General features: G+C 53.8%; 11 protein-coding genes and 1 riboswitch. Of the genes, 6 read left to right on the top strand and 5 right to left on the bottom strand.

Annotation, left to right across the window (positions count from 1 at the left end):
* From H587_RS18550 to H587_RS0112430, 4 genes are all read right to left on the bottom strand, one after another.
* On the bottom strand, window positions 1-484 hold a 484-nt coding region (locus tag H587_RS18550), incomplete at its 3' end, for an ADP-ribosylglycohydrolase family protein (protein ID WP_211219510.1).
* Between the two features lie 115 nt (window positions 485-599).
* A riboswitch (SAM riboswitch) is annotated at window positions 600-695 on the bottom strand.
* A 33-nt stretch (window positions 696-728) separates the two neighbouring features.
* A complete protein-coding gene (locus H587_RS0112440) occupies window positions 729-1,484 on the bottom strand; it encodes a hypothetical protein (RefSeq protein WP_027176540.1) in 756 nt (251 codons plus the stop codon).
* A 208-nt stretch (window positions 1,485-1,692) separates the two neighbouring features.
* Window positions 1,693-1,833 carry a hypothetical protein gene (locus H587_RS0112435; protein ID WP_156904552.1) on the bottom strand — a complete coding sequence of 47 codons (141 nt, stop codon included), beginning with the start codon at window positions 1,831-1,833 and terminating at the stop codon, window positions 1,693-1,695.
* Between the two features lie 166 nt (window positions 1,834-1,999).
* On the bottom strand, window positions 2,000-3,205 hold the full coding sequence (locus tag H587_RS0112430) for a tyrosine-type recombinase/integrase (RefSeq protein ID WP_027176538.1): 1,206 nt from the start codon (window positions 3,203-3,205) through the stop codon (window positions 2,000-2,002).
* Between the two features lie 367 nt (window positions 3,206-3,572).
* On the opposite strand from H587_RS0112430, the gene H587_RS18545 reads away from it, so the two are divergent.
* A complete protein-coding gene (locus H587_RS18545) occupies window positions 3,573-4,793 on the top strand; it encodes a tyrosine-type recombinase/integrase (RefSeq protein ID WP_169432782.1) in 1,221 nt (406 codons plus the stop codon).
* A 251-nt stretch (window positions 4,794-5,044) separates the two neighbouring features.
* On the opposite strand, the gene H587_RS0112420 is transcribed toward H587_RS18545, so the two are convergent.
* Window positions 5,045-7,984, bottom strand: coding sequence for a conjugal transfer protein TraG N-terminal domain-containing protein (locus H587_RS0112420; RefSeq protein ID WP_027176537.1), 2,940 nt, complete (start codon window positions 7,982-7,984; stop codon window positions 5,045-5,047).
* A 936-nt stretch (window positions 7,985-8,920) separates the two neighbouring features.
* On the opposite strand from H587_RS0112420, the gene H587_RS0112415 reads away from it, so the two are divergent.
* The 5 genes from H587_RS0112415 (at window position 8,921) to H587_RS0112400 (ending at window position 13,036) form a co-directional block, all read left to right on the top strand.
* A complete protein-coding gene (locus tag H587_RS0112415) occupies window positions 8,921-9,325 on the top strand; it encodes a hypothetical protein (RefSeq protein ID WP_027176536.1) in 405 nt (134 codons plus the stop codon).
* 13 nt (window positions 9,326-9,338) lie between these two features.
* Window positions 9,339-10,637, top strand: a complete 1,299-nt coding sequence (gene traN / locus H587_RS0112410) for a conjugal transfer protein TraN (RefSeq protein ID WP_027176535.1) — start codon at window positions 9,339-9,341, stop codon at window positions 10,635-10,637.
* Between the two features lie 2 nt (window positions 10,638-10,639).
* Window positions 10,640-10,849 carry a hypothetical protein gene (locus tag H587_RS20640; RefSeq protein ID WP_156904551.1) on the top strand — a complete coding sequence of 70 codons (210 nt, stop codon included), beginning with the start codon at window positions 10,640-10,642 and terminating at the stop codon, window positions 10,847-10,849.
* A 131-nt stretch (window positions 10,850-10,980) separates the two neighbouring features.
* Window positions 10,981-11,982, top strand: coding sequence for a hypothetical protein (locus H587_RS0112405; RefSeq protein WP_156904550.1), 1,002 nt, complete (start codon window positions 10,981-10,983; stop codon window positions 11,980-11,982).
* Between the two features lie 76 nt (window positions 11,983-12,058).
* Window positions 12,059-13,036: a hypothetical protein gene (locus tag H587_RS0112400; protein ID WP_027176533.1), complete on the top strand. Its 978-nt coding sequence runs from the start codon at window positions 12,059-12,061 to the stop codon at window positions 13,034-13,036.
* Window positions 13,037-13,254: the final 218 nt, after the last annotated feature.

The following is a 13,254-nucleotide window of genomic DNA, read 5'->3' as shown; positions in this document are numbered from 1 at the left end:
GAAGCTCGGAGACGGGCTCAAGGGGCCGCCAGAGCCCCAGGCCGTCCTCCCCGTGCAGACAGAACCAGATGGTCATGGCCAAGTAGGCCGCGCAGTCTTCGCCTTCTTTTGAGTTGTGCGTCACCTTGGCGCTGGAACCGGCCATCACGATCATATCCCAAACGCCCCCGCCCCGCATGAGGAACGGGATCGGCGACACGCGCATGGCGGCCCCGTTCCCGGGGCTGCCGTAGGGCCCCATGTCGGGGTTGCCCGCCCACAGCCGGAACATCGGCCCGTAGCCCCGGCCGGGGTACTTCCCGGCCCACTTCCGGTACGCGGCGGCGAAGTCCCGGTCGGTGAGCATGGCCTCCGCCGTGGCGACGGTGAGTACGGTGTCGTCGGTGAAGAAGCTCCGCTCGTCCAGGAGCGGGAAGTCTGTTGAAAGGTAGTTGTGCCGTTCGTACTGGCTTCCCGCGAGGTCGCCTATGATTGCTCCGTACATTCCAAGCCTCCGCTTCGGTTTTTTGGGGGGACTCTTGCAACGGAGAAGCCCGGCGGGCGGACCTCGGCCAGAAAATGAAAAGCCCTCCGTGCGGAGGGCCATTGGTTGAGTCTGCATTGCATGGCCCCTTGCGGGCTGGCTTTGGCACCTTGCATCTCGCAGGTTGCCGTGCGGTCATCGGGCCAGTTCCCTCACGCACTCTTCATGTGTCGGCTTGAAAGATAGCCCGCCTCTCGGCCGGGCGTCAATCCCCTTTGGCGGAAGGTCGTTTTCGCTTCCGCCTTTCCTTGCTTACCACGGCGCGAAGATTGGCCTCTTCCTTTTCAAGCTCGGCGTCGCTCGGGTTGGAAACCCCGGCCCCCTCAAAGAACGCCCGGGCAATTGCTTTGTACGGGACATGATACACCTCGTTCAAGGCGGCGTATGCGTCGGGTTCATGCCCCCGCCCTTTGCTTTGGCCGTCCCCCCGGCGGCCTTGGATGACTTTCTTCCCGGCGGCCCGCACTTGCTCGAAAAGTGCTTCCATGGCGGCGGCCGCTTCCGCTTCGGCCTTGGCCTGTTCCGCTTCTTCCTTGGCGGCCTGGATTTTCTGCCTCTCGGCTTCCAGGTAGGCGCGGGCAAGCTCGCTCATGGGCTCGCCCTCAACCGCGAGGGCGCGGATCGCGCGCAGCGTGTCGAACTGAAACCGCCCGAACTCCCGGCGGCCCTCTTCCGTTGACAGGTCGGGCCAGCAGTAGGCGGCTTCGTACCGCTCTTCCGGCGTGCCGGGGCCGTCATAGGCGGCGTCGTAATGCTCTTCGGGCGACAGGTTGGGCCAGTCATAGGCGGCGTCGTGCTGCTCTTCGGGCCAGTTGGGAAGGGCAACGGGGCGAAGTTCAGCGTCGAAGGTCGGGATGAGATGCTTCAAGGCGAGCCGTTCAAGGTCTTCGATCAGGAACCCTTCGCGTACTCCCAGGACGCCCCGGAGGTCGCACCAGCGGATGAAGTCGGGCAGGGTCATGAGGCAAGCTCCCCTTGTGCTTTTCCCCTTGGTGGAGCCCAGGGCCGGGCCGCCGGGGTTGCGGTTTTTCGGGGCGGTTCATGAGGCCGCCCCTAGGCCCTGGAAAGTGTTCAGGATTCTTCTCTTGCCCGGCCTCTTCACCTTGGCGGACGGTTCCCGCCTCGGGTTCTTGCGGCTTCGTGGGCGGTCTTCACCTGGCGCTTCGAGCCTATGCCGTGGGAAGCGGCTCGTCCAGCTTGGCGGCCAAGTCTCGCAGCGTGTTCCCCAGGCCATAGACCGTCTCGCCTTCCAGGGGGAGCCCTTCGCGGGCGGTCAGGGAATCCGCGAGGAAAAGAAGTTGCGCTCGCACTTCAACCTGCCGAGCGCTGGAAAGATTGCCTCCGGTCGTGGTATCCTTCGCATTAGCCATTTCTCGAACCTCCACAGTTCGGGTTTTGGTCAGGCCCGGCGGGGTGCCGTAACACCTCTCCGGGCCGCTCTATCGGCAAGCCCCGGCACGATGCCGGGGCCGTGCTTCATTCTCCGCTTGCCGCCCGGATCGGGATCACCTTCCCACCTTGGCGGAGGCCGTCCAGGAAGTCCGCCCATGCCTGCATCATGCGGCGGCGCTCGGGAAGAAACTCCGCATGGAGATACGCCGCCCGCACCTTGTTCCGCTCGGCATGGGCAAGCTGGCGGTCAACGGCATCGCGGTTCCACCCTTGTTCATTCAGGAGTGACATTGCCGTTGCACGGAAGCCGTGCCCCGTCACTTGTTCTGCGGAATACCCCATGTAGCGTAGGGCCGCGTTGACTGTGTTCTCACTCATAGGTCTGGCCGGGGATCGGAAGCCGGGAAAGACATACTTGCCCTTGCCGGTCAGGGGGTGAAGCTCCCGTAGGACCGCGACGGCCTGCCGGGATAGGGGGACAATATGAAGGTCTTCCATTTTCATCTTGGCGGCCGGGATGCGCCATTCCGCCGCTTCAAGGTCAACCTCGGGCCACTCGGCATGGCGAAGCTCCCCGGGCCGAACAAAGAGCAGGGGGGCCAGCTTGAGGGCGGCCCGGACAACGAATGTTCCCTGATAGCCGTCAATGTCGCGCAGGAGCTTCCCAAGCGTCCGAGGATCGAGGATGCAGGCGCGGTGCTTTTCCTTGACGGAGGTCAGGGTGCCCCGCAGGGTTATTGTGGGGTCGCGGTCAACCTTGTTGCAGGCCAACGCATACCGGAACACTCGGCCGCAGGTCTGTAGGGCTCGATGGGCGGTGTAGATCGCGCCTCGTTCCTCGATTCTCCGCATGGCCGTCAGTAGTTCCGCTGCGTTGATTTCCCGGATCGGCCTGGAGCCAATCCAGGGGAACACGTTTTGTTTGAGCTGCGCGAGGATTTGCGTTGCGGCCGTTTGGCCCCACCTGGGGCGGGTTCGGCTGTACCACTCCAAGGCTATCCGCTCAAAAGTATCATCACCAGACCTTTTCTCCGCCTTCCTGGCGGCGCTCGGGTCGATGCCTCGCGCCAGGAGCTTGCGGGCCTCGTCGCGGCGTTCCCTGGCCTGGGCAAGCGAGACTTCGGGATAGGTGCCGAGGCTCAAGAGTTTTTCCTTCCCGGCGAAGCGGTACTTGAACCGCCACCACTTACCCCCAGAGTGAGCGACAAGCAGGAAGAGGCCCTTTTCGTCGGACAGCTTGCGTTGCTTCTGTCCGGGCTTTGCGTTGCGGATCGCGGTATCCGTGAGCATCGGGGGTACCTCCCTCGCCCGACGGGTGCCGGGCTTCTGTTACCTCGGGAAATACCCCCGGCTACCCCCGGTTGTCAACGCACTTCGGCGCACTTTGACGCACACTAGACCAATAGAAAACCCCGGATTTCCGGGGTTTTTTGTCGTTCTCGGACGTGCTTGGATTTTCATATGGTGCCCAGGGCGGGAGTCGAACCCGCACACCCCTCGCGGAGTTAGGGATTTTAAGTCCGCTCAGGAGGCTTTTGGCTGCGTCCCTCTGCGTCCCTGGACGAACAAAATCAATGAGTTGTGATTTTGCTTCGTCCCTTGGCGTCCCTTGACAACCCACAAACAGGGGACAATAGGGGGACAGATGGGGGACAAAATGGACTGGAAAAAGGTGCCTAACCTCCCCGGCGTCAGGTGTCGGGAGCATCCCACGCGCAAGGGACCGAGCGGCCGCCCTGACGTGTACTACGTGCTTCGGCACTATGTCGATGGGAAAAGGTATGAGGAAGCCTTGGGCTGGGCCTCGGCCGGCTGGACCGTTAAAAAAGTGGCCGCCGTGATGGCCCAGCTAAAAGAGGCCCAGCGCACCGGCGGAGGGCCGCAAACGCTCGCGGCCATTCGCGCCCAAAACCAAGCAGCTCGAGAGGAACAGGCGGCTCGGGAGCGCCTGGAGTCGGCTGAGATGTTGACCCTGGGGAACTTCTTCCGGGAACACTATCTTCCGATTGCAAAAAAGAAAAAAGCCTCCTGGTACGGTGACCAAAATCGATTTAATTGCCGCATCAATGCCGCCTTGGGAGATGTCCCGCTTCGGGGGCTTACCCGAGAAATGATCCAGGCCTTCCTTAATGGCCTGGTCGAAGCCGGCTTGGCTCCCGCGACAGTGGGGCAATATCGAGCGCTTATCCGCCGCCTTTGCAATGTGGCGCGGCAAACAAGTCAGGAGGGCATTCCCCTCCTGGAAAAGAGTCCGGCGGATGGTCTGGAAGTGCCAAAAATCTTCAATTCCCGGGACCGCTTTTTCAGCTACGAAGAAGCCGATCGGCTTATCGAGGCGGCGGCCAGCAGGCGGTCCCCGGATCTTCACGATGCCATTATTCTCTCGTTGAACACGGGGTTGCGGATGGGGGAGTTGATGCGCTTGGCCTGGGCGGATGTGGACCTGCGGCACGAAATTCTGACTGTTCGCGAAGCGGACAAGAGGAAACCTGGGGGCAAGGTTCCCTTGAATCAGGACGTGGTGGACGTGTTTGAGGCCAGGCTTAAACGCCGGAAGGAGGACGCGGAGTTGGTCTTTTCTCCTTTATGGGGCGATAAGCGTGAAAATCTTTCTCATTCGTTTGCTAAGCTGGTAGATGAGCTTGGACTTAATGATGGAGTTGTGGACCGGCGGCTTCGCTTGGTGTTCCACAGCCTTCGACACACTTTTGCCTCATGGTTGGCTTTGTCTGGGATTGATATCCTCAAAATTAAGGAGTTAATGCGACACAAGACTCTGGCGATGACGCTTCGCTATGCGCACCTGATCCCAGACGCAACAAGGGCCGCAGTTCATCAACTGCGGCCCGATAAATTGTTGAAAGCAAAAGATGAGTAGTCTACTTGCCTTCTGTGTATTCTTTTATGCGATCCCACCGGTCGTAATTGTAGCTGTCCAATCCGTTATTTGTTAAACTCATGTAAGATTCATGGGGTTGAAAAGACGTGTTGCTCCTGTGCGGCCGTCCATCTCTGAATGAAACTGCATTTTTAATAGTCGATCCAGCCTTCTTGAGAAATGGAATCAAAGCGAATACCACGATCACAAAAAAAAGGAGAATATATTCCACGTTGGCACTCCTTTCTTTTTTAGTCCAAAGCCTCAGGCATATTTTCTTTCAATGCGCGGATACCATCTTTCATTTCATTAACAACATTTCCAAAACCTCTGCCAGCCGATTTCACTGCCCCTTCCCCGGCGCGCAGGGGGCTGTGCTCGCTGACTTGCGCGCGCCATTCTGGGTGATCCTGCTCGGCGTACTGCTGCTTCAACTTATCGTTCGTATCATTATATCGATTTTTGAGGTCGCTGTGAACGGGCTGCACCAAATGAGTGGCTCGCAGAGCCTTGGGCTCGGGCATACCTTCGGATTTTTGCACGGCTTCCCCCTGCGCGGCGATGACGCCCTGGGCCTGATTAGTAATCATCGCCCCATCGCCCAGCTTCCCTCCCTCAGAGGAGTAAGCATATTCACCGCGCACCTGAAGGATGGCGGCCCCCACACCCGCCAAGTGGCCCACATGACTTTTGTCCAACTTGGCGATGGTTTCCAGGCCCTCAGCCCGATTTTGGGTGTTAGTATCGCGCCAGTCGTAATACGCCGCCTCCCGCATCCGGTCTATCCCTCCACCTTGGTTGACGACGGAATGCAGCTGGCTAAAGCCCCGCTCATTCGACAGGGAGTAAAGAGAGTTCGCATCCATTTGGCCGAAAATCTGCTGGCCAACATCAATCTGGTAATTTGTTCCAACCTGCTGCAATGACTGATAACTTTCGCTTTCCTGGCGCGCCCGGGCGATCTCGGCGGTGCTACTTTTTACCAAGCCTAGAGCATCTTGAAAGTTGGTGGACTTGTTGACGCGCTCGACGAAGGCCCTGGAATCGGCGTTTTTCGTGGCCTCCGTCGTTGCCTGGGCAACTCGGTGACTGATGGACGTTGCCACGGATCCTTTCAGCCCCTGGCTGAAAGCGTTCCTCACTGCTACTGCATCTGTGGTCCCGGTCCCCGACGTGGCTCTTGCGTTTCCATCAATCCTGGCGCCTCCTTCCCCGCCGATCTCCCCCTTGATGCCAAGATTACCTAAAAATCCAGTGCTCAATCCGCCAGAAACCTTACCTGAAGCCCAGGCAGCAGCGGTGAGAGCCGTGGCAACTTCGTTGCGCTGTGTTGCCGTCAAATTTTTATCTAAATTTTGGGATTGCATTTCCTCCAGCACTCGTTGTTGATCCTTGCTGAAAGCGTCTTGCACGCTTTGATCGCTGCTTTTCAGCACCTCTGCGACTTGGCTCGTGACTTGGCCTAGATCTCGACCTTGAACCGCGATTTTCATTGCGCCAGCGGTGGCCGCGACGCCCTGCGCTTCTCGCAAACTCACCGTGTCGCTCGCTGCCCGGGCATGACTGGCGGAATCCCCAGAATTTAGCATAGTTGTACCCAGGGCCTGGTTCAGAAGGTTTCCCGAGCTTTCGTGAGTCAATGGATTTTGACCGAAGCTTCGCCCGACGGCGACATTGCTATGCTCCCCGATTTTACGATTCGCAAAATTTTGGATTCCCGCGTACCTGTCCCCGGCCTCCATCATCATCTGGTTCATTTGGTCCTGGTCGCGAGCCAGGCCGCGCTGCTCGGCTCCTTCCAGCGCTCCTTGGCCGCCGGACATCACAAGCCTGTCATGCGCTCGGGAGCCGGCCAGCATGGAGGAGATGGCCATGCCGGCTTTCGGTGCGACCCAGGTGAGCACCATGCCCGTCAGCGACGGGATCATAAACATGAGCGTTCCGGCGATGGTCGCCGTGTCCGAAACCCAGGTCAAAATTTCAATTTGGTTGTTCCAGGTGAAGCCGCCATAAACATCTATCAGCCCTCTCAATTCATTGACAGAATGGGTCATATAGGCGGCGTGGATGATGGCCTCGATGGGCAGAAACAGACTGACCCAAAGCAAGGCGGCAAACCAATGAAGCAAGGGCTTGCCCCATCCAATGAAGAAAAAGGCTCCAGTCAACGGAAGCAATCCTAAAATGACGAGTTTGAACATGGCCCGAAGGTTCGGAAGCTGCTTGATGTACACGGCCGCAGCCGAGGCCATGCCCGTTTTTTGTTTCAATTCCGCCTCAGTCAGCGCGCCCAAAGCCTGGGGGTTGTTCTGGGCCAGGTTTGATCGTAGGGCCGTCATCATGAAATTTTGTCTGAAAAGGATGTCCGCAGTGTCCTGGTGCCCTGAAAAGTAGACGCTGGCGAGGTTATTCAAGGAACTGCGGATTCCAGCCAGATCCGAAGCCCGGCGGCCGAAGACGCTGGCCACCTTAGCCAATGAGCTGTCATTTGAGTTGGATAAACCCATTCCCATAACCCGAGGCGAAATGACGTTGTAGTAGGCGTCGGCGCAGGTTTTGACCGTAGTCGTTCCATCTGAGTTGTAAACTGTTGTGAAGAAGACATTGTATGGAGTCTCCATCGCCACCATGAGGTCAGAACTCGTAAGAAAATTCCACTGGTTGATGCTGGCGTCCGCGAAGCCATGCAGAACGCAATCATCGAAATATTGCGAAACTGTTTGTTTCAATGGTTCATTTTTACCCAAATCAGAGACAAGGATTTCGCTTATAGCTCGAACTTGACCGAAGAAGTCAAATTCTTTGAACTTCACGGCGTTTACAGGTTCGATATAATCCTCGCATAAATCTATTACGGCTTTTTCCATGGCAGTGGTGGTGGAAAGAGCTAAACCGATGCCAAAAGGCACCTGTGAAACCGTGTAAACCTCATTCGAGAATTCGTCCTGAATGTTGAGCTGGCAGGGAGGGCCGAAAACAGCCGCATACATGACCGCAGGCCAAAACATGGAACGAATGAAGTTCACGGGGCTGCTCGCTGAGACTGCCATGAAAAGCCCACCTGCCATACCAAGGGAAACAACGAGAAAGACCAGTCCCCCCCAATCGTCGCCTCCAAAAAAATGAATGAGGCCATTGAGGTAACTCGCCAGGGAATAACCGTCGTTGAAAGCATAAACTGTGAAATTCATTTAATAATAACCTCCGAGCTAAGTTTACGCCTGGCGTTTTCCCTCTATTTTTTTTCCAGGCTCCTACCTTTAGGGCCCGAGAACGACCCCAAAAAAAGACCAAAGGCAAAAAAATAAAAATATTTTTTTTATTTTTAAACGATCCTTTTTAATGCAAAGTGTCCTTTTTACTGTCCACTTATTGTCTTGAATTTGTCTTTTTTCTTTTGACTTTTTATTCTGCTATCTCTCTTTAATCTTATGCATTTTCTACGGCACACGGTGCCGTTTTGGTCTTAAAGACCAAAACGGCACCGTGTTGGCAGAAAAATCGTTGACTTCTGCCTTGTCGTTCTATATTTTTTATCCAATGTCTCATTATTCCATTAGTTACGTTCGCCGCCCGGCGAACGTCCGCGCACTTCGCTTCAAGTGCTCGGTTACATTCAACTTTCTGCCCTCACGAGGGCGGAAGGGAGCCCCTGGCGATGGATTGTAATCAATTGAATGTATTGGCTTTTACCGGTTTGGATACGTCCTCCGGTAGCCCCTCACGAGGGGCCGCGGATCGCCGATCTTCACAGGGTTACATTGGATCGCAAGTGCCCGTAATTCTTCGGCTTACGAGTCTGGAGACGAGGCGCGGTTGGCAAAGGATGATTTTTTGTTGTTCTGGAGGCCATCTGGCATTGCAAGGCGATTTTCCCCATGGGTAAAATCGTCAAACGCAAGAACATGGATGGTCAATGAAGGAAAAGCAAAAAAAACACTCTAAAGCCAACGGGAGCATTGACCTGCAGCTCCTCAACAAGCAGGTCGCAGGGATAGCGCTTGGAACCCTGTCAAAATTCCAAGTAGTTATAGAGGAAAAGCGACCTCTTTAAAAAAAGCTCAATCTTACAGCAGGCCACGAAGATAGCATCAGAAATGTTATGTTACTTTACATCGGAGTTTTGTATGAAAAAGTATGTACTCTGTGCCGTTTTTGCTGTAGTCGCGTCCATCTTCATCTTCAGAATCGCATTCTCTTCATCCAACGTCGGAGACGAAGGTATTTTTTTAACCTGTGACTACGACAAACTGATTTCTTCCGCAACTTCCAATATATTTGACTCTGTAAAAACCGGTAAGTCCAAGTCCATGGAGCAGCTGAACGAGGAAATCCGGGATGCCGCCGCGATGATCCGCGCTGAAATTATTGCCATTGCAATGGGAAAGCCGGTTGTTTTCAGCGGAGCGCCGATGCCATCTGGAATGAAGCATGGTGGTGATATTACTTTTGATGTTGCGATGCGGTGCGGCATAGTACTAACAGACAAAATAAAATGGAAGTTAGCCAACTCCATCCCGCCAATGCAGTGACAAAGAGGCAGACATGAACCTTCGTCCAGCCTTTATCCTCGCCTTTCTCTCCATCTTCATCCTGGACCTGGTCTTGCGCCCCGCAGTCTATGCCAGCATTCAAGTTGATGAAAACGGCGTACCCATCTCCTCCACGGGAAAAGGGTACACGCCGGCCGAGAAAAATGTCTTGCTGGGACATTCCGTGCTCATGGATCCGGTTGATTGCGTGAAACGCTATGGCCAAGCGTTTTGCGCCTGCACGGAGCTGGATGACGGATCAAAGGCCTGTTTTTACCAGCGTCCGGCCACGGGATTCTACACCCTCGCGGCCTGCGAAGCGATCTGGGGCACTGGGCACTGCACCTGCACATCCCAGGGGCTTTGCAAGCTTGATGAGCAGGAGAACAAGAGCAACCCGTTGGCCTGCAACGGTCAAATTTATTTCTTTCCAGGCGAACGGCAGGAATGTCGAAAATCGGGTGCGATGACGGCTTTCAATAACTGTTGCAAATCAGAACCCCAGGCGTCCTCGGCCTGCTCGTTCAGCAACATGGCGAGTGAATTTGGCTTGGATGACCTGGCGATGACCGCTGTTAGCCTTGGGTATTCTTTGGGCAAGGAACAGTTGTGTGACTACATGGCTGCTGAAATAGTGAATAGTTATATTTCAACAGGTGCGGTTGATGCCGTCATGCCAACGATGATGAGTCTTTTTGGCAGCTCAGAAGCACAAAATGTAGCCACTGTTCTGCAAAAAAGTGGGATAAAAGATGCGCTTGATTTTGCTGGAAAGTCGATGCTTACAGATCATCTGGCATCATCGCTTTTAACATCGTTCAATTTTGTTTCCTACGCGTACACAATTTACAGTATATATAATACATTCCAACAGATGAGCAAATGCACCGCAGGAGAAAAAATATTAGGTTGCAAAATTGCCAAGGGCGTTTGCAGATATGTAGGCGATAGATGCAAAATGAAAGTCTTCGGCATGTGCCTTCAATCATCAAAGCAATACTGCTGTTTCAACTCAAAGCTTGCACTGCTGGTCCACGAAGGCGGAAGACCACAGATCAACATGGGGTGGGGATCAGGTAAAAGTCCAAATTGTCGTGGATTCCAGGCGGATGAGTTCGCAAAAATAGACTTCTCGCGGATAGATTTCAGCGCATATGCCGAAGATTTGGTGCGCCAAGGCAACTTCGACCCCAACGAAAAGGTGCAGAAGGCCCTGGACCGTTTTACAGAAGGCGTAGTGAACACCAACCGTGACCCCAATGACTACTACCAGGGCGAGGAGTACCAATACAATTCGAGTGAGGATAAGTAACCATGGGAAAAAAACAAGAACGGCATAAATATATGTCAATTGCGTTGGCGGCGACGTTTTTTCAAGTGAGTCCTCAAGGGCTGCGAAAACGAGTGAATGCAGGCGCTATTCGTTTTTTAAAAGAGCCAAGTCGTGGAAAATTTGGTTTCCGCTATTTAGTTTATATTGAAGATGTCATGGACTGTTTCTCAAGGCGCGATACAATTGCTTGAAAATAATAAAGTTTGATACTTGGATATGGAAGCCAGTTTTAACAGCACGTTATTTAAAATAGTTACTGAATCAGTAGTATACAAATTTATTATTTTTCCAAACTAAAAGAGAGCTTTTTGGGGGGAAGAACGTGACTTCGTTTGAGCTGATTTTGAATTTTCACAAGGAACATGGAACTTCATTTTTTTTGCCGATTCCGGAGGCCTGGGGTGCGCTTCCAGCCAGGGCAAAAAATCGGATTTCCCTGAACTCGGTTCAGTATTTAAGAAGGACTGGCCGTATTTCATCGGAGATCAGAGGGGCTGGAAGGGTCAAGGATAAATACAAAGTTTGTTATATCGATCTTCTTCGGTACTGCCAGCGTAAATTTTATCCGCCTCTCAAGCGCGAAGTCATGCAGCTGTGGGATGCTCAATTTCAAAATGCCTTGAACCGGTATATTTTTTCTATTCACCGTGCAAAAGACAAATGGGCGCAGTTCTTCAAAACAGAAAAGAAACATACATATTTCCAAGTCGAAAGCGTTGAAGAATTTTTCGATTTGAGGCCTACCTTCCTTTTTTTCCAAGGACTCCATGATTTCATCAGCCGTCATCGACTGTTGGTCCGTTCCAAGGTGGACTTGCTGATCGAAGGCATGACGGCAGCTAAGGAGCGGGTGAACTCATTCATTAAGAAAATGGCGGTATCAAGACATTTTGTCACGCTCACTCAGGCCGAAACAGCAAGTCTCATGTATGAACGACTTCTGGACGCATCAGCAGCCGGGGAGAACCTGGGCAAATCTTTCAAGACTCATTACCGTGTATTAAAGAACAAGTGTGATGACTACAGGCCCAAGATTGAAATCCAAGTTCAGGATCTAGGTGTATTAGTTCAGCCTCCTTCTGTTGATGGAGAGCTTGACGACGAAAGCCGTATACTGTTGCAAGAAGTCATGGAGTGTCTGGACGATCTGGAGCGAACAGTGGTCGTGGCAGTCAGCCAAGGGTACGAATACGCTGAAGTCGTGCCGTTGATTGCCGACCATATTTCGTCAGTCACGGGCAAGCCTCTTTCCACCGGCGCGAGTGTACGGAACATCTATCTTCGCGCCATGGAAAAGATGAAAGCTCGGGCCGCGAAAGAGTAACTTCTCCGTTCTTTTTCAGGCCCAATTCAATTTTCATTCTTTTCTTATTGTTGGAGAGTATAAAGGTGGCTGTGCCATGCGTGGCTCGATAAAATATCAAATTTTGACAGTAATAAAGGGCATTACTCGCATTGGAGAGAGCCGCCACGAAGCCAAGGCCGATGGCAATGTCGGCTTGCATTCAATCAGTACGACGCGTGTAGTTATCGAGCGCATCATGCCTCTCCAGGAGTCGCTAAAAGAAATTAAAATCAGAGATTTGGAGCGCATCAATGGAGAGGTCATGCGCCAACACCTAGAAAAACGTCTAGAACATCATATTAAAGCTGAAAATGCATTAAAAACCTTTCAGGCCGAGCTTTCCGCCCTGGCAAAGCTGGAGCAAGCCCTGACCGTGTACTCGGCGCAGCGCTGGGGCCAAAGCGCGAATGAGTATAACTTCAAGGATGTGCGCCAGGAGTTTTCCAAGCTGGCCTCGGAAAGCTTGGCCCGGCAAACAAACCCCTATCGAGACCGGGCCGTTAAAAACCCCCAAGCAGTGGTTCAGGCGATTCAGAACCCCACCCACAAGCTCCAGGCCCGGCTCCAGTTGGAAGCCGGAATCCGGGCCGAAGGCGCGGGAGCGCCGAAGCGCCTGGCGAACCCCATGCGCGAGGCGAATTTTCAGGATCCCAAGACGGGCAAGGAATTAGGGATCGTCAAAGACCCCGTAACAGGCAAGGATGTGGCCAAATTCTGGACCAAGGAGAAGGGCGGGAAGGTCGCGTTCCATTATTGCTCTGTTCAACTGAAAAATGAGGTTCTGGCGCATATCAAGGCGCATGGCGGGCTCGCCTCGAAATATCAATCTTATTTGGCCTCAATCAACGCAGCTATGAAGGCCTCGGGCCAGGCCGCCAAGGGCCGGGGAAGCCATGCCTTGCGGCATTGTTATGCGCAGGCTCGTTATGATGCCGCCGGGAAGCGTGGTTTTTCTGATGCGCAAGCCAAACAAATCGTGAGCTACGAACTATCCCATAATCGGCCTGACATTACAGAGGTTTATTTGAAATGATGGAGTCTCTTGATATTACGCTGATAACCAGTCTCTCGATTGTCGAACGACAGCGGGTTCTGGCCTGGTTCAGCAGGCAGAGCGAGGAGAGAAGAATTGAATTGCTGAAAAAAAAGTATCTTGTACCTAAATCGAGCGGAGGGGGCCCATTGAAGCCTTCCTCGGCAGAAACCGGGAGAAGATTGACTCCAAAAATGGTGCGATGGGGACAGCTTGAT

Origin of the sequence: Desulfovibrio aminophilus DSM 12254 (genome assembly GCF_000422565.1) — a bacterium.
GTDB lineage: Bacteria > Desulfobacterota > Desulfovibrionia > Desulfovibrionales > Desulfovibrionaceae > Aminidesulfovibrio > Aminidesulfovibrio aminophilus.
This window is presented reverse-complemented; position numbering and strand designations above follow the sequence as displayed.

Coding starts and splice junctions, on each gene's coding strand:
- H587_RS0112440 (WP_027176540.1), bottom strand. CDS start 1,484: ATGACCCTGCCCGACTTCATCCGCTGGTGCGACCTCCGGGGCGTCCTG.
- H587_RS0112430 (WP_027176538.1), bottom strand. CDS start 3,205: ATGCTCACGGATACCGCGATCCGCAACGCAAAGCCCGGACAGAAGCAA.
- H587_RS18545 (WP_169432782.1), top strand. CDS start 3,573: ATGGACTGGAAAAAGGTGCCTAACCTCCCCGGCGTCAGGTGTCGGGAG.
- H587_RS0112420 (WP_027176537.1), bottom strand. CDS start 7,984: ATGAATTTCACAGTTTATGCTTTCAACGACGGTTATTCCCTGGCGAGT.
- H587_RS0112415 (WP_027176536.1), top strand. CDS start 8,921: ATGAAAAAGTATGTACTCTGTGCCGTTTTTGCTGTAGTCGCGTCCATC.
- traN (WP_027176535.1), top strand. CDS start 9,339: ATGAACCTTCGTCCAGCCTTTATCCTCGCCTTTCTCTCCATCTTCATC.
- H587_RS20640 (WP_156904551.1), top strand. CDS start 10,640: ATGGGAAAAAAACAAGAACGGCATAAATATATGTCAATTGCGTTGGCG.
- H587_RS0112400 (WP_027176533.1), top strand. CDS start 12,059: ATGCGTGGCTCGATAAAATATCAAATTTTGACAGTAATAAAGGGCATT.